The organism is Dactylosporangium sp. NPDC050688, from assembly GCF_040654515.1.
In the GTDB taxonomy this organism is placed as follows: Bacteria; Actinomycetota; Actinomycetes; order Mycobacteriales; family Micromonosporaceae; genus Dactylosporangium.
On the sequence record NZ_JBFAIC010000037.1, the window covers coordinates 54655 to 75689 of the forward strand.

A 21035-nucleotide genomic window follows, 5' to 3' on the forward strand; every position below is an offset into this window, starting at 1 on the left:
ACAGCACAGCTAACGTGTGAACGAGAATTCCTACAGTTGCACTGAAGCTGGGCTGCACATTGAACCTGGATCCGCGCCGCCTCGCGGTGCTCGCCGCCATCGCCCGCCGCGGCACCCTCGCCGGCGCCGCCGCCGCGCTGCACGTGACGCCGTCGGCGGTGTCGCAGCAGCTCGCGCAGCTTCACCCCGCGGCGGGTGCACCTGTGCGTGGACTACCCCGCGGTGCTCGCCCTGGTCGCCGCCGGTCACGGCGCCACGATCGCGCCCGACCTGGCGCTGCGGGGGGTGCCGCCGGACGGGCTGCGGGTGACCGACCTGCCGGTCGCCGGGGCGCGCCGCCTGGACGCCCTCGTCACCGCCGGCAGGGCGGCCCTGCCGGCGGTGGAGGCGCTGCTGGCCGCGTTGCGTGCCCGGGCCGGCTAGTAGATCGACAGGTGGACGTGGTTGGTGTGGTCGCTGCTCGGGTCGCCCTGTCCGCTGTGGTACGCGTGCCAGCCGCCCGCCGGGGTCCAGATCTGCTTGAACCAGATCACGTACATGACCCCGAGCGCGGAGGCGTTCTTCACCAGCCAGGCGGCCAGCCGCGTGCCGTACTCCTTCGAGGAGCCGGTGGCGACCCCGCCGAAGCCGCCGGCGTCGGCAGCGAAGTCGCAGGCGCGGCCCTTCGGGTGCTCGTACGGGTCGCCCGGCGCCCGCCAGCACGACACGAAGTGCTTGAACCCCGCCTTCTGTACCTGCTGCAGCGCGTGCAGCGTCCGCGGGGTGAGGCAGCCCTTGGTGGTCGGGTCGTCGGCACCGCACGACTCGGCCGGCCACGAGCCGTCGGCCCGGCGCGGGGCGGGCTGCGCGGCACCGGCCGGCACGTTGCCGCTCCAGGTGGTGGACGTGTCGACGGCGTTCTTCGACTCGGCGAGGGCCTGCTCCAGCTCGGCCTTCTGCTTCGACATCACCGCCATGCTCGCCTGCTGGGTGGCGATCTCGGCGTCGATGGTGGCCTTCGTCTTGACCAGCTCGGCGCGCAGCACCTCGACCTGCCGCAGCTTCGCCGCGTGCTCCCGGGCGATGACCTCCAGGGTGCTCACCCGGTCGGCGAACGCCCCGGGCGTGCCGCTGTTGAGCAGGGTCGCCGCGCCGCGCAGCCCGCCACCGTTCTGGTACGCGGCCACCGACAGCGACTGGGTCTCCTCGCGCAGCTCGGTGTACTTCGGCTCGGCCGCCGCGAGCTGTGTGGCCAGGTCCTTCTGCCGCACCAGCGACGCGGCGAGCGCGTTCTGCGCGTCGAGGTAGGCCCGGTTGGTCTCGTCGAGCTTCTTGATCAGTGCCGAGTCGCCGCCCTCACTGGCCGCAGCCGGTGAGGGCGTGCCGAGCACCACGGTCGGGGTCAGAAGGACCGCGAGCGCCACGAGGGCGGCGGCGATCCACGGAGGTCTGGACATACTGTTCCCTCCATCGGCCGCCTGCCGGGTGAGCTGACGGATTCGGGCCGGAACAGTCGCCCCTACCGCGGGAAATGCGGTGCCCGGCCCCTGCCGCACGGCTCGGCGGTGGCCCGCGCCGGCACGGTCAGCGCCTACGAACGGGGCCGCGGCAACCCTAATCACCTGCGACTTCACCCCCCAGCCCACCCGCTGTGACGGCGCTGGGGCATCGTGCTGCGGGGCGTGGTGCGGTGTTGCGGAGGTGCTAGGCTAGCCTCCTAGGAAGGTTTAGGGGACATGAAGAGGGTCGCGGCGGGGTATGCGGTGATCGTCAAGGTAAGCAACGGAAGGGGTCTCGGACATGTCGAGAAGTGCCACGAGCGCACCGGCCACCATCAAGGACTGCCTGCGCGTCGGCGCCGGCTTCTCCCAGGGGGACAGGGCCTGGATCGCCGAGCAGTTCGCCACGCTCGACAGCCGCCTGGCCGCGTTCCACGCCGACGCCACCGACCTGGAGATCCTGGTGAAGGACCGGGGTGCCCGCGGGCAGAAGGTCACCCTCGAGTGCTGGGTCGCCGGCCACCCGAAGATCGTGACGACCTCGGTGGAGGAGGACCTGCACACGGCCGTCAACGAGGTCCGCGACGAGCTGCGCCGCCGGCTGAACGACACGAAGACCCGCCAGGAGCCGCGGCGCAACCGCCACCTGCGCGAGCACACCATTACCGACGTCATCTCCCCTGAGCTGACCCCGCCGCTGGAGGAGGCCGCGGTCGCCGCGGACGCCGGCGGTGCCGAGGGAGCCGCCCGCGGCGCGTGAGCACGGACGTCCTTCGGGCGCTTCGGCCCGGCCACCGGCAGCTCGGCGGCCGGGCCTCCGTGTCCCGGAGCTGGCCGGGTCGGCCCGGCTGCCGCCCAGCGGGCGGGGGCCGGCTCGCCTGTTCTCCGCAGGGGCCGGAATGCACTGCGTCGTTGCGTGGATGTCTGGAGGCGGTGCCGTGGCGGGCCTGCCCTGCCCGTCGCCGGTGCGTCCGCTGCGCAGGCGGTTGCCCGGAGCTGAGACCAGCCTGAAGACGGCGGCTTCTGGCCATGGGCGGGCGGGGAGTCGTCGCACGCCGTCAGCTGACGCAGCGACAGGAGGCAGGACGTGGCGAGCACTCGACGGTCGCGGCGGTGGACCGGGCATCCCGGTCCCGGATCAGGAATTGGACCGTTGCTGAGGTCCATGAGCAGGTTTCAGGCCTGCTGCGCAGTTCGAGGGCTTCGAGCGGCTCAGCCGCGGCCCCGCGGCCGCGGCCGAGCATGGAGAGCCTCGCGCGCCGCCGGACATCAGGCGGCGCTGACCACGAAGGGAGGGGCGGCGGGTGCCGACCCCTCCCTCCGTGGTGTTGCTCAGCTCAGCGGCTGAGCGATGCCGGTGGTGGCGTCACCGGACTGGTACGAGACCAGCAGCGTGGTGCCGGCCGGCAGGGCGCCGGTCGCCAGCCACACGTCGCGCGAGCCGCTGCGGTCGAACTCGACCGTCGCCTCAGCCAGGATCGCGTTGCCGTCCCAGACGAACACCCGGGCGGTGCCCGCCTGGCGGGTCTTGAGCTCGACCTCGAAGCCGTTCTGCTTCTTGGTGACCTCCTTGATCTTGATGGTGTCGTCGCTCAGCGCGGCCCAGCCGCCGGGGGCGACCTTGTCCGTGCTCGACTGCAGGACAGTCTGCGGCGAGTTCACGCTCATCGCCGCGGTGTCCGGCATGATCGGCGCCTTGGGCGACGACGGCTGGGTCTGGTAACCCTCGAGCTTGGCGACGCCCCAGCGCCACGGGTCGGCGCGCACGCCGCTCCAGGTCGACCAGCCGACGCGGGTCTGCGACGACAGGTCCTGCGTGTCGGAGTCGTTCACGAGGATGTTCAGGCCCATCTTCGAGGCGTCCACGTTGTCGGGCAGGACGCTGAACGGCACCTTCACCTCGATGCGGTAACCGGTGTAGGGGCCGCTGCTGACGACGGACGCGACCTGCAGGCCGGGCGCGGTCTCCGGGCCACCCTGGTGGTTGTCCCGCTCACGGGCGAAGCACGGCGGGTTGCCGTTCGCCGGGTCGTTCGTGATCGGGAACAGCGCCACGTTGAACACCGTGGAGGTGTTCGCCGAGCCGCCACGCGGGTCGATGCCGAACTCGATGTTGTCGTTGCGCCGGGGGCGCTTGCAGTCTTCCGCCGGCAGCACCGAGCCGAGCACGTCGTCGGTGATCTCGAACAGCGCGTAGATCGCGTCGTCGGTGTAGGTCAGCCGGGCCTTGCCGGAGATGTCCGCGGCCGAGGTCGCGGTGCCCTCCCAGCGGGTCGAGATGTCGATGACCTGGCCGCCGTACTCGCCCGGGTTCGCCGTGCCGTCGACGACGGGGGCCGTCGTCGCCTTGGGGATGCTCATGACCGGCACGATGTTGAGCACGCCCGCCTCGACCGCGCTGCCGCCGACGTAGCTGGTCTCGATCTGCACCGGGTAGCGCCCGTCGTTGGGCGCCCGGTTGGCGGTCGGCAGCGACGCGTCGGTGTTGGTCACGGTGAACGTGACCGAGCCGCGCGTGCCGGGCTGCAGGCCGCTGTAGCTCTGCTGCGCCTCGGCCACGGCGAAGCCGGCGGGCACGTTGAGCTTCACCGCGCCGGACTGCACCTGGTTGCTGCGGTTGGTGAGGTCGACCCGGATCGGCCGGGTGCCGCCGCTGGGGATGCTCAGGATCGACTCGATCAGCGCGTCGAGCGACTGGACGCGGTTGGTCTCGGTCCACTCACGGAAGTCACCGACCTCCGGCAGCGGTTCGAGCGTGCCGCGAACCGGGGCGGTGGCCTGGACCACCGTGGTGTTGCTCCCGGTGCCGTCCTTCTGGGTGGTCATCGTCGCCTTGAGCTTGAACCGCTGGCCGGCCACCAGCGTCGCCGGCGGGGTGACGGTGAACGTGGCGACGGATTCCTTGTTGTTGGGCGTGATGGTGCCGATGTTGCCGTCGCCCGTGACGGTCCAGCCGTCCGGGGCCTGCAGGGAAACCTGCGCGCCCGGGATCGCCTGGGTCGCCCGCACGTGGGTCTTGACCTCGAACGACTGGCCGGCGAGCACCTCCCACGCGGAGCGCACGTGCAGCTCGGTGCCGAGCGGCAGCCCACCCTCGGCGCGGATGCTGGTGCCCTGCAGCGCGGCGGTGCCGCCGACGTTCGGGTCCGGGTACGGCGTGCGGCTGTCGATCATCGTGATCCGGTTGCAGCCGATGTTCGCCGGGTTGCTCTGCGGGTTCGCGCTGTTGCCCCAGCCCTGGGACACGTACTCGCGCCGCGCCCACGTGGTGACCTGGTTCCAGCGGGTGCCGTCGTACCGGGCCGACTCGTAGCCCTGCCAGGTGCCGAAGATGGTGTTCGTCGACTGTCCCGGCGTGAACGTGGTCTCGCAGGCCTGGCCGTTCGAGCTGGTGCCGCTGCCACCGGTCTGGAAGAGACGGGCGGGCCGGAAGGGCTGCAGCCCTTCCTTCTTGATCTGCTCCGGGAAGGCGTTGGGGTCCGCCGCGGCGTAGAACGCCTCGACGGCGAGCATCGCCGCTTCCTGGTGGTTACCGTGGTTGCCCTGCGTCGCCGAGGGGTTCATCGTGACGATGACCTCCGGCTTGGTGGTCCGGATCGTCCGCACGATGCGCGACAGCGCGCGCTCGTAGCCCCAGATCTGCTCGGACAGCGGCGCGCTCGCGGTGTAGTAGAAGTCGAGCGCGTCGAGGTTGTAGACGTGCTTGACGCCGGCCCAGCCCACGGCCTTGCGCTCCTCGGCCTCACGCAGGATGCCGAGCGCGGGTCCTTCCTCGAGGCCGACCGCGTTGCCGCCGCCCTCGCCGCGGGTCATCGTGATGACCCCGGCCTGCATGTTGTGGTACTCGTTCCAGTACCCGAACATGCCGAGCTGTCCGGCCTCGTCGTCCGGGTGCGCACCGATGAACATGATGTCCAGGTCGATCGGTGCGCCCGGTTTGGCCTGCACAGGGCTTGCCAGGCCCATCAGTAGCAGACCGCACGCGGCGATCACGGTTTTGGCGCGCCATCTCATAGGGTCATACCTCCTGAGTGGTGGATGCGGGGGTACTCCTGGTCCGCTGGCGGGTTGCCCGGGGATAATTCGGATTTGAAAATAAGTGCGCGAACACAGAGCCATCGCGCGCAAAGTGACCGTCCACAATGGACGGTCAGCAGAGGTGTCGCAGTGCCCGGAAAGGCCCGTCAGCGCTGGGAGGGTGTTGGGCGTAACGCTAGGGATCTTCCGAAAGTGCTGTCAACACCCACGCGGGCATTTTCTTCACTATAAAAAGAATCACTTGCCGACGATGCTGGACAGAGTGGCGATGCGCCCACATGTGTCCATATTTGCCTTCGTGATCTGTCCGCATTACCGTCCGTTTATACGAATGGACGGCCATCATGCCGTGGTCGGCGCGCTGCTGCCCACGGGCCCTGGGTGGCCCTTCGAGATCGTTCCGTGACTTGACCCTCGATTTTCTTCGCACTAGTAAGAAAGGGTGATCACCGTGGGGAGAGCACCGATCAGCCCGGTCAGCCGGGAGCGGTCGCGTGAGATCAAGCGCCAGTCGGTGATCTCGGCTGCCCGGGAGGCGCGCGTGCTGTCCCGGGTCGATCTGGCCGAGCTCACCGGGTTGCCCGCGGCGACGCTCACGGCCCTCGTGCGCGACCTGATCGCCGAGGGATACCTGATCGAGCGCGGCCCGGGCGGCAACACGACCGGGCGGCCCCGCGCGATGCTCGAATTCAACCCGCGCGCCGAGCTGGTGGCCGCGGTTTCTCTCGAGCCACCCCGCATCACCTGCGAGATCGCCGACAGCAACGGCACGGTGATCGCCCACCGCACGTCCCGCCTCGGCCTCGATGTCGTCGAGACGGTCTGCCAGTTCGTGGCGGAGCTGGTCGCCGAGCACCGGCCCTCGCTGTGCGGGGTCGCGATCGCCGTGCCGGGGGTGTCGTCCGACGGCGCGGTCCGGCTGGCACCTTCGGTCGGCCTCGTCGAGGCGCGGCCGATCGGCCAGTCGGTGCAGCAGGAGCTCGGCGTGCCGGTGGTCGTCGACAACGACGTCAACCTGATGGCGGCGGGGGAGCGGATGGCCGGCGCCGGGAAGGACGTCGACGACCTGTTGCTGTTGCACGTCGCGGACGGCATCGGCGCCGGCCTCATCCTCGACGGCCGGGTGCGGCGGGGGGCGAGCGGCGCGGCGGGGGAAGTGGGTTTCCTCCCGCTGGATCAGGAGGTGGGCCGCGCCTACAGCGGTGTCGGCCCCTTCGAGGCACGCTGGTCGGCCAACGCGATCGCGGAGCAGGTCGTCGCGCTGCATCCCGGCCGGCGTCCGGAGGCGCCGGTCAGCGAGCTGATCCAGCTCGCGTCCACCTCCGCCGCGGCCCGCACCTACCTCAACGAGGTGCTGCAAGCCTGGGCCCGGCTCATCATCTCCTGCGCCTGCGTCGTCGATCCGGGCCGGGTGCTGCTCAGCGGTGCGGCGGCGCAGCTCGACGACGCGGCACTGCAATACATCCAGGACTTGGTCTCCGCCAGGGTTCCCGCCCCCACCGAGGTGCGCCGGGCCGTGCTCGGAGACCAGGCGGCACTGCACGGCGCGATCAGTTACGCCTTGTCGGCCGCGGTACGACTACCCGGCCCTTCCCTCACCACAAGCCACCGGTAGCACCCCATTTCTGCATGCGGAGGAAGTCATGAGACGTCGCGTTGCCCTCACCCTTGCGCTCGGCACCTTAGTGGCCGGCCTGGCCGGCTGCGGTAGCGGAGACGACGATTCGCCTGCTGCGTCTGCGTCGGGCACCCCGGCGAAGAAGGCGGAGAAGTTCGTCGTCTACAGCGCCCGTGACAAGAAGGTCACCGACTTCGTCGTCGAGAAGTTCGAGGCGAAGTACCCGGAGTACAAGGGCAAGGTCGAGGTGCTCAACATGGGCGCCCAGGAGGTGCTCGAGCGGACCCGCGCCGAGAAGGCCAACCCGCAGGGCTCGGTCTGGTGGGGCGGCACGCAGCAGGGCCTTTCCTCCGGTGCCGGCGAGGGCCTCCTCGAGGCGTGGCAGCCGTCCTTCGCGGCGCAGATGGACGCGCGGTACAAGGACGCGCAGGGCCGCTGGTTCGGCGAGATCCTGCTGCCCGAGGTCATCATGTACAACAACAAGGCGATCCCGGCCGACCAGGCGCCGAAGGACTGGGACGACCTGATCGACCCGAAGTGGAAAGACAAGATCATCATCCGGGACGTGGCCGCGTCGGGCACCATGCGGTCCATCTACGCCTCGATGATCCAGCGCCTGTCGAAGGACGGCAGCAACCCGCAGCCCGGCTACGACTGGCTGCGCAAGCTCGACGCCAACACCGGCGAATACGCCGCCAACCCGACGGACCTGTACGTCAAGATGTCCCGCGAGCAGGGCGTGGTGAGCGCCTGGAACCTGCAGGACATCCTGCTGCAGGCCGAGCAGTCGAAGATGCCGTTCGGGTACGTGATGCCGGCGTCCGGCGCGCCGGTGCTCGTCGACGGCGTGGCCGTGATCAAGGGTGGCAACACCGACGGCGCCAAGACGTTCATCGAGTTCCTGTTCGACAGTGCGCTGCGGGCCAACCTGGCGAAGGACTTCTTCCAGATCCCCGCCGTGCCGATCTCCGAGCAGCCGCAGTGGCTGGCCAACCTCAACCTGAAGCCGATGGACGTCGACTGGGACGTCATCGCCAAGAACGAGACCCAGTGGATCACCCACTGGAACGCCGAGATCAAGAACAAGGGCTGACCAGCCTGCGGGCCGGGCCGTCGCGGTGTGACGGCCCGGCCCACCGGATGCTCCGCGCCGGCTGACCGCCAGGCATCGATGGAAGTGCAGAGAGGGAAAGATGATCGACGTCGAATTGGAGTCGGTGAGCAAACGCTTCGCCTCGTCCGGCGAGGCCGCCGCGGTCGACGACGTGAACCTCACCATCGGCGCGGGGGAGTTCTTCACGCTCCTCGGGCCGAGCGGGTGCGGCAAGACGACCACGCTGCGCATGGTGGCCGGGTTCTACTTCCCCACCCTGGGGCACATCCGCTTCGGCGGTCAGGACGTCACCCGGCTCGCGCCCAACAAGCGCGACACCGGCATGGTGTTCCAGAACTACGCGCTCTTCCCGCACATGACGGTGGCGCAGAACGTCGCCTACGGGCTCAAGGTACGCAAGATCTCCGCGGCCGACAGGAACCGGCAGGTGGCCGAGGCGCTGGCCCAGGTGCACCTCGACGGCTACGGGTCGCGGCGCATCGAGCAGCTCTCCGGCGGCCAGCAGCAGCGCGTCGCACTGGCCCGCGCGCTGGTGATCCGCCCGCGCATGCTCCTGCTCGACGAGCCACTGTCCAACCTGGACGCGAAGCTGCGCGAGGAGACCCGCACGGAGATCCGGCGCATCCAGCGCGCCGCCGGCACCACGTCCATCTACGTGACCCACGACCAGGCCGAGGCGATGGCCATGTCGGACCGCATCGCCGTGATGCAGGCCGGTCGCGTGCAGCAGATCGGCGCGCCGCGCGAGGTGTACCACCAGCCGGCCAACGCGTTCGTCGCGCGCTTCATCGGCCGCAGCAACGTGCTGTCGCTGCCGGTCACCACCGCCGACGCCACCCGGGTCGAGGTGGCGCTGCCCGGCGGCGGTCACATCGCGGCCGGCGCGCCGGACGGGCACGGGCTGCGCGCCGGCGACACCGCGCTGGTCTCCGCCCGGCCCGAGCACATCGCGCTGGCCGGCGCCGACGACCCCGGCGTGATCCGCGGACGCGTGACCGCCGTCGAGTTCACCGGCATGGCCACGCACCTGACGGTCGACATCGGCACCGACGAGGGCGGTGAGGTGACCGTCGCGGCGGTCGACGTGCCCGACCGCGTCGACGTCGGCGACCGGATCGGCCTGCGGCTGTCCGCCGACCGGCTGTGGGTGGTCCGGCCGTGACCGCGGCGTCGACCACTGTTTCGTCCCGCCGGGCCGTGCTGGCCCGCCGTCTGGCCGGTGGCGCGAACGCGGCATGGTTCCCGTACCTGATGGTGGCCCCGCTCGTGCTGATCCTCTGGGGCTACGTGGTGCAGCCGATGCTCGCCACGTTCGTGGAGAGCGTCAGCGAGGACGGCGTCAGCAACTACACGCAGTTCTTCACCTCGTCCGGTGTCGCGCGCACCTCCCTGGTCACGTCGCTGGTCATCTCGGCGGCCAGCGTGCTGCTGTGCGCCGTCGTCGGTGTCGCGATGGCGTTCCTGCTCAAGCGGTTCTCCTTCCGCGGCCGCGGCCTCATCGAGGCGTTCATCCTGGTGCCCGCCGCGCTGCCGCCGCTGATCGGTGCGATCTCCTTCCAGCTGCTGTACAGCGAGATCGGCATCCTGCCGCGTGGCCTGCAGCACCTGTTCGGGGCCGACAAGCCGGTGCTCGCGTTCGACGGCATCGCCGGGGTGCTCGTCGTGCACACCTTCACCATGTACCCGTTCTTCTACCTGGCCGCGTCCGCCGCGCTGGCGGGAATGGACCCGTCGGTCGAGGAGGCCGCGTACAACCTGGGCGCCGGGCGCGTCCGGGTGTGGCGCACGGTGCTGCTGCCGATGCTGACCCCCGCGCTGGTGTCCGCGTCGCTGCTGGTCTTCATGACGTCGCTGGCGTCCTACACGGCGCCGCTGCTGTTCGGCGTCGACCAGACCATGACGATGCAGATCTACATCAACCGCACCAACGGCGACCTGCCGATGGCCTCGACGTACGCCTCGGCGCTGGGCCTGGTGTCGATCGCCTTCCTGCTGCTGATGCGCTGGTACGAGGGGCGGCGCAGCTACCTGTCGCAGTCCAAGGGCATCTCCGCGCGCCGCCGGGAGATCTCCAGCCCGATCGGGCGCTGGCTCGCGCCGGTGGCCTCCGTGCTGGCGACGATCGTGCTGCTGGCACCGGTCGCCACGATCGCGCTGGTGGCGTTCTCCGAGGACGGGTCGTGGACCACGGAGATCATCCCGTCCGCGTACTCCGTCGACAACTTCGTCACGATCGTGTCCGAGCCGAAGGCGTTCCAGCCGATCCTGAACTCCCTGCAGATGAGCCTGCTCGCCACCGCCGGGTGCGTCGTGATCGGCGTGCTGATCGCCTACGCGGTGCGGCGGCTGCGGTTCGTCGGCAGGAGCCTGCTCGACATCGGCGTCATGATCGCCTGGGCGCTGCCCGGCACCGTCGTGGCGATCAACCTGATCTCGGCGTTCAGCACCGGCAACTCGTTCAGCTTCGGGCAGGCCCTGATCGGCACGTTCTGGATCCTGCCGCTGGCGTACTTCGTGCGGTTCCTGCCGCTGGTGTTCCGGGCCAGCTCGGCGTCGCTGGCGCTGATCGACCCGTCGCTGGAGGAGGCCGCGCGCAGCCTCGGCGCGACGTGGCTGCGGGCCTTCCTCAACATCACGGTCCGGCTGATGCTGCCGGGCGTCATCGTCGGCGCGCTGCTGGCGTTCGTCCACGGCGTGGGCGAGTTCGTCGCGTCGGTGCTCATCTACACGTCCTCGACCGTCCCGATCTCGGTGGCCATCAACAACCGGATGTACTCCTTCGAGATCGGCACGGCCGCCGCGTACGGCATGCTGCAGGTCCTGCTGATCTTCGTGGTGATGTGGTTCTCCGGCCGGCTGGAGAGCGGCGGCCGGGGCGCGTCGCGACAGGCGGAGCAATGGACGAACTGATCGAAGCCTGGCAGGCGGACGGCGGGCTCCTCCCGGTGAGCCGGCTGCCGGGGCACGAGCTGGCGCGCGTCGCCGCGGCGGCCGACTTCGCGGTCCTGCCCGTCGGCGCGGTCGAGTGGCACGGCCCGCACCTGCCGCTCGGCACCGACCTGATCCTGGCCGACGGGTTCGCGGGCGAACTGGACGGCGCCGGGCTGCGGGCCGTGTCGTTCCCGGCCGTGCCGTACACGGCGTGCCCGGGACAGACGCGGCCGTGGCCCGGCACCATCGCCGTGCGGCCCGAGATCGCCGTGGCGTACCTGTGCGACGTGATCGAGGGCATCGTCACCGCGGGCTTCCCGCGGGTGCTCGTGGTCAACGGGCACGACGCCAACATGTCCACCGTACGGGCGGCGATGGAGTGGGTGTCCGGCCGGCGGCTGGCGAGCCTGCTACTGATGAACTGGTTCCAGCTCATCGACGCCGGGGAGACGACTGCGTTGTTCGGCGAGCTGCCCTCCCGCGGCCACGGCGGCGCCTACGAGACGTCGGCCGTGCTCGGTTTCGACGCGGCGGCGGTGCACCTGGGCGTCGCACCCGACCTGCCGCCCCGGCCGAAGCTGCCGACGGCCCATCCGTACGTCCTGGTCGAGTCGCGACCCGAGCCGTGGCAGGGCTGGTCCGGCCACGTCTCGCTGGCCACCGGGACGACCGGCCGGCGGGTGCGCGAGATGGCCGCCGCCCGGCTCGGTGACGTCGCGCGAGCATGGGTCGCGGCGCCGCTGCCCGGCCCGCCCGGCGCGGATCCGGCATCACAACGACACGAGGGGAACGCATGACGCATCACCCGTTGACCACCTACCAGCAGCACCACCTCCGCGTCGTCTTCGACCATCACGCCACCTACCTCTACGGGCCGATGGTGAAGGCCAGCGAGGCGCACGTGGTGATGCTCGCCGAGCAGGGCCTCGTGCCCGCCGACGCGGCGGCGCAGATGCTGCGCGGGCTGGTCAAGCTCCGCGACGACCGGCCCGGGACGTTCGACTACGACGGCTCGGTCGAGGACGTGTACTTCACGCTGGAGAAACGGCTCGCCGAGGCATGCGGCATCCCGACCGGGCAGCTCAGCGTCCAGCTCGCGCGCAGCCGCAACGACCTGGACTCGGGCGTGTTCCGGATGGTCCTGCGCGACCAGCTGCTCGGCGTGCTCGCCGCGATCGGCGAGGCGGGCACCGTGCTGCTGGACCGCGCCGACCGGTACGCCGGCGTGGTCGTGGTCGGGTACACCCACCGCCGCCCCGCCCAGCCGACCAGCATCGGGCACGTGCTCGCCGGATACGCCGAGGCCCTCGCCGGCCAGGCCGCCGCCTACGCGCGCCTGCTCGCCGAGATGAACCGGTCGCCGCTGGGCTCCTGCGCCTTCGCCGGCACGGACCTGGCGATCGACTCCCACCGCGTGGCCGAGCTGCTCGGCTTCGACGAGGTGGTGGTCAACTCGTACGAGGCGGTGGCCGGCGCCGACCATCTCATGCGCACGGCCGCGCTCAACGCGCAGGCGCTCGCCACCGGGGCGCGCGTGGCCCGCACGTTCATGGACTGGCTGACCTGGGAATGGGTGCGCACCCCCGAGGAGTTCACGCAGGGCAGCAGCATCATGCCGCAGAAGCGCAACCCGGTCGTGCTGGAGCACCTGGTCTCGATGGCCGGCGCGACGGCCGCCGACGCCGCGTCCGTGTTCAACAACGTCGGTGCGGCGTGGTGGGAGGACTCCAACAACGCCACCACCGACGTGCAGGTGCGGCTGTGGGAGAGCAACGACCGCGCGTACCGGTTCTTCGCCCTGCTCGGCGGCCTGTTCGAGCGGCTGGAGCCGCTGCGGCCGCCGAACGGTGAGACGATCGTCGCGACCGGCGCGACCACGACCGCCGCGGCCGACGCGCTGACCCGGCACGGCCTGCCGTTCCGCGCCGCCCACTCGGTCATCGGCCGCCTGGTCCGGTCCGGGCCGCCCGCGGCCTGGACCGCCGACAGCATCCGGGAGGCGGCGCACGCCGTCGCCGGGATCGACTCGCTCGGCGACGCCGCCGTGCAGGACCTTCTCGACGCGGCCCTGCGTCCGGAGCTGGTGCTGCGCCGCGCCCAGCCGGACGGCCCTGGCGAGGCCGCCGTCCGCGCCCAGGTCGCCCAGCTGCGATCCACCTTGGACACGACGCTCGCCGAGGTCGCCGCGTTGCGGCAGCGGCTGCTCGCAGCCGACACGAAGCTCGCGACCGCGGTCGCGGAAAGGGTCGCTCAGTGAACCTCGAAGCCCCCACCGACCGGCGGTTGTTGGGCATCGACTTCGGCGGCACGAAGATGGCGATCGGGATCGGCGACGCCGACGGCCGCCTGCTCGCCTCGGAGCGCCTGCCGACCCTCGCCGCCCGCGGCGCGCGGCAGGCGCTCGACCGCGCCCTGGACCTGGCGCAGAAGCTCGTCACCGACACCGGCGGCACCCTGCACGCGGTCGGGATCGCCTCGCCCGGCGTGATCCGCGAGGACGGCATCGACCTCGCGCCGAACGTGCCGGGCTGGGAGCGACTGCGCCTGGCCGAGGCCGTCCGCGAGCACCTGGGCGTCTCCCGCGTCCGGGTCGCCAACGACCTCAACGCCGCGGCCCTCGCCGAACTGCACCGGGGAGCGCTGCGCGACGCCGACCCGGGCCTCGTGATCGGGCTGGGCACGGGAGTCGCCACGGCCATCACGGTCAACGGTGCCGTCGTGCCCGGGTACCGCGGCGCGGCCGGTGAGATCGCGTACGCCGTCACCGGGCCGGACTGGCCGGCGTCGCCGGAGCCGCTGCTGGAGACCGACTTCTCCGGGCGGGCCCTCGACGAGCTGGCGGACCGGCTCGCGCTGCCCGATGGCGCGGCCGGGCTCTGCACGGCCGCGGCGTCACCCGGGCCGGTCCGCGACGCGCTGGTCGCCCGGGTCGACGAGCTGGCCCGCCACGTCGTGACGTGCTGCCTGCTGCTCGACCCGCAGCGCCTGGTGCTCGTCGGTGGTGTCGCCCGCGACGACCTGGTGCGCGAGCTGCTGATCGACCGGCTCTCCCACGCGCTGCCGTACCCGCCCGAGGTGGTCCTCTCCGACTTCGCGCAGGACGCCGCGCTGCTCGGCTCGATCACGCTCGCGGCGCAGGCCTGACCGCTCCCGCCCGCAGGACCGCCCCGGACCGTGCGCAACGCCCCGGGGCGGTCCCGCTGCCGTGGATCAGTCGCGGCCACCCGTGCCGGAGTCCGTCTACGGCTCGTACAGCAGCTGGGTCCGGTGCAGGATCTGCGGACAATGGCGCGGTTCGATAACTTGGACGTATGTGGCGGATCACCGTGGATCACACGTGCATCGGGTCGGGCAGCTGTGCGGGGATCGCCCCGGACCGCTTCGAGCTGGACGAGGCCGAGGGCCGGGCGCACCCGGTGGCGCCGGACGTCGCCCCGGACGACGAGGCCGTCCTCGACGCGGTGGCGTCGTGCCCCATGGAGGCGATCAGCGTCGTCGACCTCACCACGGGCAGGCCCGTCGAGATCTGACCCGGCCCGCGACGGTCCGGCGGCGGGACCGGCCCGCACTCAGCGCGGCAGGTGGAAGGCGGCGAGGATCGCGTCGGCGGCCTGGCCGGGGGTCATCGTCCCGGCGCGGACCTGACGCTCCAGGTCCGGGGCGAGCTCGCGGACCGCGGGGTCGGCCTGCAGGCGGTCCAGCAGCGTGCCGCGGGCGGTCTCCCAGATCCACGCGACCCGCTGCGCCTCGCGGCGGCGGTCGAGGCCGCCGGAGCGGGACAGGTGCTCGTGGTGGGCCTCCAGCTGCGCCCACAGCTCGGGCAGCCCGGCGCCGGTGAGGCCGCTGCACGTCACGACCGGCACCTGCCAGTCGGCGCCGCCGGCCGGTGCCGCGCGGTCTGTGCCGCGGCGGGCGGTGGTGCCGTGCAGGAGGCGCAGCGCGCCGGCCAGCTCGCGGGCGGCCTTGCGGGCGTCGGCCTCGCCGGGGCCGTCGGCCTTGTTGACGGCGATCACGTCGGCGAGCTCCAGCACGCCCTTCTTGATGCCCTGCAACTGGTCGCCGGTGCGGGCGAGGGCGAGCAGCAGGAACGTGTCGACCATGCCGGCGACCGCGGTCTCGGACTGGCCGACGCCGACGGTCTCGACGAGGACGACGTCGTACCCGGCGGCCTCGACGACCGTCATCGCCTCGCGGGTGGCCCGGGCGACCCCGCCGAGGGTGCCGGAGGTGGGCGACGGGCGTACGAACGCCGCGTCGTCGACGGCCAGACGGGCCATGCGGGTCTTGTCGCCGAGGATGCTGCCGCCGGTGCGGGTCGAGGACGGGTCGACGGCGAGGACGGCGACGCGGTGCCCGGCGCCGGTCAGGGTGACGCCGAGCGCGTCGATGAACGTGGACTTGCCGACGCCGGGGACGCCGGTGATGCCGATCCGGCGGGCCCGGCCCGCGTGCGGGGTCAGCGCGACGAGCAGCTCCTGCGCGCGGGCGCGGTGGTCGGGGCGGGTCGACTCCACGAGGGTGATCGCCCGCCCGATCGCGGCCCGTTGCCCGGCCAGGACGCCGTCGCGGAGGGCGGCGTCATCCATGCCGGGAGCGTAGCTGAGCCAGCAGGTCCAGCGCGGCTTCGGCGATCACGGTGCCGGGCGGGAAGATCGCGGCGGCGCCGGCGGCGCGCAGCTCGTCGAAGTCCTGCGGCGGGATGACGCCGCCGACGATGACGAGGATGTCGTCGCGGCCGAGCGCGGCGAGCTCGTCGCGCAGCGCCGGGACCAGGGTGAGGTGCCCGGCGGCGAGGGAGTTGACGCCGACGATGTGCACGTCGGCCTCGACGGCCTGGCGGGCCACCTCGGCCGGGGTCTGGAACAGCGGGCCCACGTCGACGTCGAAGCCGAGGTCGGCGAAGGCGGTCGCGACCACCTTCTGGCCGCGGTCGTGACCGTCCTGGCCCATCTTCGCCACCAGGATGCGGGGGCGGCGCCCCTCGGCCTCGGCGAAGTCGGCGGTCGCGGCCCGCACCCGTCCGATGAGCCGGTCGTCGCCTGCCTCGTCGCGGTACACCCCGGAGATGGTACGGATCTGCGCCGTGTGCCGCCCGAAGACCTTCTCCAGGGCGTCGGAGATCTCGCCGACGGTGGCGTGCGCGCGGGCCGCCTCGACGGACAGCTCGAGCAGGTTGCCGCCGCCGGCGGCGCCCTCGGTCAGCGCGTCCAGGGCGGCCCGCGTGCGGGCGTCGTCCCGTTCGGCGCGCAGGCGGGCGAGCTTCGCCAGCTGCTGGGCGCGCACGGAGGAGTTGTCGACCTTGAGCACCTCGATGGGTTCGTCGGCGTCGGGCCGGTACTTGTTGACCCCGATCACCGGCTGCCGGCCGGAGTCGATGCGGGCCTGGGTGCGGGCCGCGGCCTCCTCGATGCGCAGCTTCGGGATGCCCTCGTCGATGGCGCGGGCCATGCCGCCGGCCGCCTCGACCTCCTGGATGTGCTGCCAGGCGCGGGTGGCGAGGTCGTGGGTGAGCTTCTCGACGTACGCGCTGCCGCCCCACGGGTCGATGACCCTGGTCGTGCCGGACTCCTGCTGCAGCAGCAGCTGCGTGTTGCGGGCGATGCGGGCGGAGAAGTCCGTCGGCAGGGCGAGCGCCTCGTCGAGGGCGTTGGTGTGCAGCGACTGGGTGTGGCCCTGGGTGGCGGCCATCGCCTCGACGCAGGTGCGCACCACGTTGTTGAACACGTCCTGCGCGGTCAGCGACCAGCCGGACGTCTGGCAGTGCGTGCGCAGGCTCAGCGACTTCGGGTTCTTCGCGCCGAAGTCGCGCACGAGCTTGGCCCACAGCAGCCGGCCGGCGCGCAGCTTCGCGACCTCCATGAAGAAGTTCATGCCGATGGCCCAGAAGAACGACAGCCGCGGCGCGAACACGTCGACGTCGAGCCCGGCGTCGCGGCCGGCGCGCAGGTACTCCACGCCGTCGGCGAGGGTGTAGGCGAGCTCCAGGTCGGCGGTCGCGCCGGCCTCCTGGATGTGGTAGCCGGAGATGGAGATCGAGTTGAACTTCGGCATCTTCTCCGAGGTGTACCGGAAGATGTCGCTGATGATCCGCATCGACGGTGCCGGCGGGTAGATGTAGGTGTTGCGGACCATGAACTCTTTGAGGATGTCGTTCTGGATCGTGCCGGACAGCTGCTCCGGCGCGACCCCCTGCTCCTCGGCGGCGACGATGTAGAGGGCGAGGACCGGCAGGACGGCACCGTTCATCGTCATCGACACGCTCATCTTGTCCAGCGGGATGCCGTCGAAGAGCTGCCGCATGTCGAGGATCGAGTCGATGGCGACGCCGGCCATGCCGACGTCCCCGGCGACGCGCGGGTGGTCGGAGTCGTAGCCGCGGTGCGTGGCGAGGTCGAACGCGACCGACAGGCCCTTCTGGCCACCGGCGAGGTTGCGCCGGTAGAAGGCGTTGGACTCCTCGGCGGTGGAGAACCCGGCGTACTGGCGCACCGTCCACGGCTGGGTGGTGTACATCGTCGGGTAGGGGCCGCGCAGGTACGGCGCGACGCCCGGGTACGTGTCGAGGAAGTCGAGCCCGGCGAGGTCCGGCGGCCCGTAGACGCCGGCGACGTCGATGCCCTCGGGGGTCTGCCAGGCCTCGCCCGGCTGGGGCGCGGCCGGGTCGACGCGGGGCGTGCCGAGGGCGACCTCGGAGAAGTCGGGGATCACGGTGTCACCAGTCCCAGGTCCGAGTGCGTGCGGCGCAGCACCGCGAGGGCGTCGCAGCCGGTGTACAGGTAGTCGTCGACGTGCGCGTACCCGGCGGGTTTCCCGGCCAGCCAGACGGTGCGCACTCCCTCGGCCTTCAGCCGCCGCGCGGTCTCCTCGGCCTGCTCGGCGTAGGCCCGGTCGGACCCGCAGATGCAGGCGACCTCCGGGTTCGGTCCATTGTGGACGGTACGGATGCCGCCGGCCGCGAACAGGTTCGCCGCGAACGACGCGCGGGCGGTGTGCGAGGCGACCGGGCCGAGAGTCACCAGGCTGACCGTCGCTCCGGAGCCGTCGGCGGCGTCGCGCAGGGTCTCGAAGGCTTCGGCGTACCGGTGCCGCGGCAGTCCACCCGTCGGTGGCGGCGGCGCGGGGGAGCGGGCGGGGCGGCGCTCCTCGAGGCTGGCGAACTCGCTCACGCCGGTGACCGGGTCGAGGCGGTGCGCGATCCGCTCGGCGCGGCGCTGCCAGGTCGCCGCGACCCGGTCCGCGACCAGCCCGCTGTCGAGGGCGGCGCGCATCCCGCCGGCCCGCTCCACCTCGGTGAACACGTCCCAGGCGGCGTGCGCGAGGGCGTCGGTCAGCGACTCCACGAACCAGGAGCCGCCGGCCGGGTCCACGACCCGGGCCACGTTCGCCTCCTCGATCAGCAGCGTCGAGGTGTTGCGCGCGATCCGCCGGGAGAAGCCGTCAGGCAGCCCGAGCCGCGCGTCGAACGGCAGCACCGTCACCGCGCCGGCGCCGCCGACCCCGGCGGCGAAGCAGGCGACGGTGGTGCGCAGCAGGTTCACCCACGGGTCGCGGGCGGTCATCATCGCCGCGCTCGTCACCGCGTGCTGCACCTGCGCGCCGAGGTGCGGCACGTCGCAGACCGTCGCGATCCGCGCCCAGATCCGCCGCGCCGCGCGCAGCTTCGCGATGGTGGCGAACTGGTCGCCGCCAGCCGCATAGCGGAACTCCAGCTGGCGCAGTGCCATCCCGGCGCTCAGCCCGGCGTCGACGAACGCACGCAGGTACGCCAGCCCGGTCGCCGCGGCGAACCCGAGCTCCTCGGCGTCGCTGCCGCCGGCCTCGTGGTAGGGCGTCGCGTCGACGGTCGCGACCGGCACCGGCGACTTCGCCAGCCGGCCGAGCATGCCGAGGTCGGCGGGGTGCCCCGTCTCGGCCTGCCAGCCGAGCGGGTCGGCGCCGAGGTTGCCGCGCTTGTCCTCACCCGGCAGCCCGAGGAACACCGCCGCGGCGGCCTCCGTGTCGGCGCCGCAGTCCAGCACGACGGGGGCGAGGTCGAGGTACACGCCGTCGAGGACCTCGGGGATGCTGCCGGGCGCGATCCCGTCCAGCCAGATCGAGGTCGCGCCGTTCTCCAGGTCGGCCAGGATCGCCTCGCGGGTCACCTTCGCGTCGGGGTCGGCGTGCCGCTGCCGCACGTCCCACGCCCGCGGGGCCGCGCTGCCACCCCGGATGAACGGCGTCTGCCCCGGCCACCCGACCGCCGGCAACGCCGCGGCGTCGCCCGCGGTGAACAGCGGCGCGACGGCGATCCCGTCGTACGTGACGCTGCCCAGCAGCTCCCGCACCGCCTCCGGCGGCGTGCCGTCATCGGCGGTGCCCGCCTTGCGCAGCACCGCGAGGGCGAGCTTCTGCCACTGCTCCAGGTCGCCGCCGGCGAAGTCTGCCCCCAGCCGCAACTCGTCAGGCTCGTGCGGCCCCGACCGGCCAGCCTCAGTCATGAACGGATGTTAAGGGCGTGTGACAGCGCGCCCGCAACCGTTGTGAAATGGTCCACCAACTCAATATCTCACCGATGCACCCCGTCCGGCTGTTCCCCCCGGCCGTTCAGGGGTCGATAGGGGTCCTCCTCAGGCGCCCTGAGGTTGAGGGCGGTCCAGGCCGAGCTGGTCGAGCCACTCGTCGACCGGGTAGCCCAGCGCGTCGGCGATGTCGAACCAGCGGGCCGCGGTGGTCTCGTCCTCGGGGACGCCTCCGCCGGTCAGGTACAGGTAGCCGAGCGTCGCGGCGGCCCTGGGGTTGCCGGCCTCGGCGGCCCGGCGGTAGTACGCGGCGGCGACGGTGAGGTCGGCGGGGAAGCCGGAGCCGGTGGCGTGGGCGGCGCCGAGGTTGTAGAGGGCGCGGTGCTGGCCGAGGTCGGCGGCGCGCAGCAGCCAGGTGCGGCCGGTGTCCTCGTCGAGGGGGACGCCGGCGCCGGTGGAGTGCAGGACGTACAGCTCGAACGCGGCGTCGGCGTTGCCCCGGGCGGCGGCCCACTCGTGGTGCGGCACGGCGGCGGACGGGTCGCCGAGCCACTGCTCGACCAGGCCGAGCCGGTAGCGGGCCTCCGGGTCGGTGGCGGCGTGCGGGCGCAGGTGCTCGCGGGCGGCCCGCTGCGCGTCCGGTGGGCCGTCGGCGCACGCGCGGGCGAACAGCAGCGCGCCGTCGCGGTCGCCGAGGGCGGCGGCCTGCGCGAAGCACGCCCGGGCACGGTCCAGCGGGGAGCCCTGCGCGTGGCCGGGCAGGGACGCGACCGGCGGCAGCAGCGCCCCGTCGACGCCGAGGTAGCAGCGGCCGAGGGTGGACCAGGCGGTGGCGGTGGCCACGGTGCTCAGCCCGGCGACGACGACCGCGGCGGCGCCGGTCGGCAGGATGCCGATCATCATGTCGCCGCGGTCGATCCGGCCGGCGAGGGCGGTGCAGGCCGCCTCCAGCAGGTGCAGGTCCGGCTCCCGCGCGGCCAGCTCGCCGGCCGCCGTCGCCATCAGGTCGCGTCCGTCCGCGCCGTCGAACTCCATGGCCGCACGGTACCCCGGAGCGTCAGTGCGGGTAGCCGCGCGGGACCCGCGGGGTGATCCCGGCCCGGAACTGTTCGATGCGGGCCAGGACCTGCTCCGCGCGGTCACCACCGCCACGCCGGGCGCGAGCCACGTGTCGAGGTCGAGCACCTCCAGCGACGCGAACGACAGGTTGCCCAGGTGCACGATGCGCCCCTGGGCCCGCAGGGCCAGCGCGAGCGGCAGGCCGGTATACACGTCGAACCCGCCGCCGGCACCGGCGACGAGGATGCTGCGGGCGCCGGCGAGCGCCTCGAACAACGGCGGGACGGCCAGTTCCACCC

The 21035-nt window shown here is 72.3% G+C and carries 16 protein-coding genes and 1 pseudogene; 11 read left to right on the top strand and 6 right to left on the bottom strand.

Annotated features, from left to right (window positions below; all coding sequences use genetic code 11):
- Positions 1–86: 86 nt before the first annotated feature.
- Together AB0H83_RS30060 and AB0H83_RS30065 are read left to right on the top strand one after the other, a co-directional pair.
- Positions 87–185: pseudogene (locus AB0H83_RS30060) on the top strand (LysR family transcriptional regulator); the annotation flags it as partial.
- Positions 186–207: 22 nt separating this feature from the next.
- Complete coding sequence (locus tag AB0H83_RS30065) at positions 208–423, top strand: LysR substrate-binding domain-containing protein (RefSeq protein WP_360100470.1); 216 nt, start codon at positions 208–210, stop codon at positions 421–423.
- Here AB0H83_RS30065 and AB0H83_RS30070 read toward each other — a convergent pair.
- Positions 420–1436 carry a hypothetical protein gene (locus tag AB0H83_RS30070; RefSeq protein ID WP_360100473.1) on the bottom strand — a complete coding sequence of 339 codons (1017 nt, stop codon included), beginning with the start codon at positions 1434–1436 and terminating at the stop codon, positions 420–422. The two genes, AB0H83_RS30065 and AB0H83_RS30070, sit on opposite strands and share 4 nt — an antisense overlap.
- Before the next feature lie 343 nt (positions 1437–1779).
- Between AB0H83_RS30070 and AB0H83_RS30075 the strand changes: the two genes are divergently transcribed.
- On the top strand, positions 1780–2238 hold the full coding sequence (locus AB0H83_RS30075) for an HPF/RaiA family ribosome-associated protein (protein ID WP_360100476.1): 459 nt from the start codon (positions 1780–1782) through the stop codon (positions 2236–2238).
- Between the two features lie 572 nt (positions 2239–2810).
- On the opposite strand, the gene AB0H83_RS30080 is transcribed toward AB0H83_RS30075, so the two are convergent.
- Positions 2811–5492 carry a sugar-binding protein gene (locus AB0H83_RS30080; protein ID WP_360100479.1) on the bottom strand — a complete coding sequence of 894 codons (2682 nt, stop codon included), beginning with the start codon at positions 5490–5492 and terminating at the stop codon, positions 2811–2813.
- Between the two features lie 475 nt (positions 5493–5967).
- Here AB0H83_RS30080 and AB0H83_RS30085 point away from each other — a divergent pair, with 475 nt between their 5' ends.
- The 8 genes from AB0H83_RS30085 to AB0H83_RS30120 all read left to right on the top strand — a co-directional run bounded on the left by AB0H83_RS30085 (position 5968) and on the right by AB0H83_RS30120 (position 14709).
- Complete coding sequence (locus AB0H83_RS30085; protein WP_360100482.1) at positions 5968–7131, top strand: ROK family protein; 1164 nt, start codon at positions 5968–5970, stop codon at positions 7129–7131.
- 28 nt (positions 7132–7159) lie between these two features.
- Positions 7160–8227: an extracellular solute-binding protein gene (locus AB0H83_RS30090; RefSeq protein WP_360100485.1), complete on the top strand. Its 1068-nt coding sequence runs from the start codon at positions 7160–7162 to the stop codon at positions 8225–8227.
- Positions 8228–8327: 100 nt separating this feature from the next.
- Complete coding sequence (locus tag AB0H83_RS30095) at positions 8328–9410, top strand: ABC transporter ATP-binding protein (RefSeq protein WP_360100488.1); 1083 nt, start codon at positions 8328–8330, stop codon at positions 9408–9410.
- Positions 9407–11158 (top strand): iron ABC transporter permease, encoded by a 1752-nt coding sequence (locus AB0H83_RS30100; protein WP_360100491.1) that lies wholly within the window; start codon positions 9407–9409, stop codon positions 11156–11158. The genes AB0H83_RS30095 and AB0H83_RS30100 overlap by 4 nt, the downstream gene beginning before the upstream one ends.
- Positions 11146–11976 (top strand): creatininase family protein, encoded by an 831-nt coding sequence (locus AB0H83_RS30105; protein WP_360100494.1) that lies wholly within the window; start codon positions 11146–11148, stop codon positions 11974–11976. The genes AB0H83_RS30100 and AB0H83_RS30105 overlap by 13 nt, the downstream gene beginning before the upstream one ends.
- The gene (locus tag AB0H83_RS30110) at positions 11973–13436 is read left to right on the top strand and encodes a lyase family protein (RefSeq protein WP_360100497.1); all 1464 of its coding nucleotides are present in this window, start codon (positions 11973–11975) and stop codon (positions 13434–13436) included. Before AB0H83_RS30105 ends, AB0H83_RS30110 begins: the two co-directional genes overlap by 4 nt.
- The gene (locus AB0H83_RS30115) at positions 13433–14323 is read left to right on the top strand and encodes an ROK family protein (protein ID WP_360100500.1); all 891 of its coding nucleotides are present in this window, start codon (positions 13433–13435) and stop codon (positions 14321–14323) included. Before AB0H83_RS30110 ends, AB0H83_RS30115 begins: the two co-directional genes overlap by 4 nt.
- 167 nt (positions 14324–14490) lie before the next feature.
- Entirely contained in the window at positions 14491–14709 is a 219-nt protein-coding gene (locus AB0H83_RS30120; protein WP_360100503.1) for a ferredoxin, read from the top strand.
- A 39-nt stretch (positions 14710–14748) separates the two neighbouring features.
- Here the strand turns inward: AB0H83_RS30120 and meaB are convergent, their stop codons facing one another.
- The 4 genes from meaB to AB0H83_RS30140 form a co-directional block, all read right to left on the bottom strand.
- A complete protein-coding gene (gene meaB / locus AB0H83_RS30125; protein ID WP_360100506.1) occupies positions 14749–15765 on the bottom strand; it encodes a methylmalonyl Co-A mutase-associated GTPase MeaB in 1017 nt (338 codons plus the stop codon).
- Positions 15758–17887, bottom strand: a complete 2130-nt coding sequence (scpA, locus tag AB0H83_RS30130) for a methylmalonyl-CoA mutase (RefSeq protein ID WP_360100509.1) — start codon at positions 17885–17887, stop codon at positions 15758–15760. The genes meaB and scpA overlap by 8 nt, the downstream gene beginning before the upstream one ends.
- Positions 17884–19656: a methylmalonyl-CoA mutase subunit beta gene (locus AB0H83_RS30135; protein WP_360100512.1), complete on the bottom strand. Its 1773-nt coding sequence runs from the start codon at positions 19654–19656 to the stop codon at positions 17884–17886. Before AB0H83_RS30135 ends, scpA begins: the two co-directional genes overlap by 4 nt.
- Before the next feature lie 129 nt (positions 19657–19785).
- Positions 19786–21033: a hypothetical protein gene (locus tag AB0H83_RS30140; RefSeq protein WP_360100515.1), complete on the bottom strand. Its 1248-nt coding sequence runs from the start codon at positions 21031–21033 to the stop codon at positions 19786–19788.
- Positions 21034–21035: the final 2 nt, after the last annotated feature.

Bases quoted from the DNA above. Each gene is read 5' to 3' on its own strand.
- AB0H83_RS30105 (WP_360100494.1), top strand. From the start codon at position 11,146: ATGGACGAACTGATCGAAGCCTGGCAGGCGGACGGCGGGCTCCTCCCG.
- AB0H83_RS30080 (WP_360100479.1), bottom strand. From the start codon at position 5,492: ATGAGATGGCGCGCCAAAACCGTGATCGCCGCGTGCGGTCTGCTACTG.
- AB0H83_RS30110 (WP_360100497.1), top strand. From the start codon at position 11,973: ATGACGCATCACCCGTTGACCACCTACCAGCAGCACCACCTCCGCGTC.
- meaB (WP_360100506.1), bottom strand. From the start codon at position 15,765: ATGGATGACGCCGCCCTCCGCGACGGCGTCCTGGCCGGGCAACGGGCC.
- AB0H83_RS30135 (WP_360100512.1), bottom strand. From the start codon at position 19,656: ATGACTGAGGCTGGCCGGTCGGGGCCGCACGAGCCTGACGAGTTGCGG.
- AB0H83_RS30095 (WP_360100488.1), top strand. From the start codon at position 8,328: ATGATCGACGTCGAATTGGAGTCGGTGAGCAAACGCTTCGCCTCGTCC.
- AB0H83_RS30075 (WP_360100476.1), top strand. From the start codon at position 1,780: ATGTCGAGAAGTGCCACGAGCGCACCGGCCACCATCAAGGACTGCCTG.
- AB0H83_RS30120 (WP_360100503.1), top strand. From the start codon at position 14,491: ATGTGGCGGATCACCGTGGATCACACGTGCATCGGGTCGGGCAGCTGT.
- AB0H83_RS30070 (WP_360100473.1), bottom strand. From the start codon at position 1,436: ATGTCCAGACCTCCGTGGATCGCCGCCGCCCTCGTGGCGCTCGCGGTC.
- AB0H83_RS30090 (WP_360100485.1), top strand. From the start codon at position 7,160: ATGAGACGTCGCGTTGCCCTCACCCTTGCGCTCGGCACCTTAGTGGCC.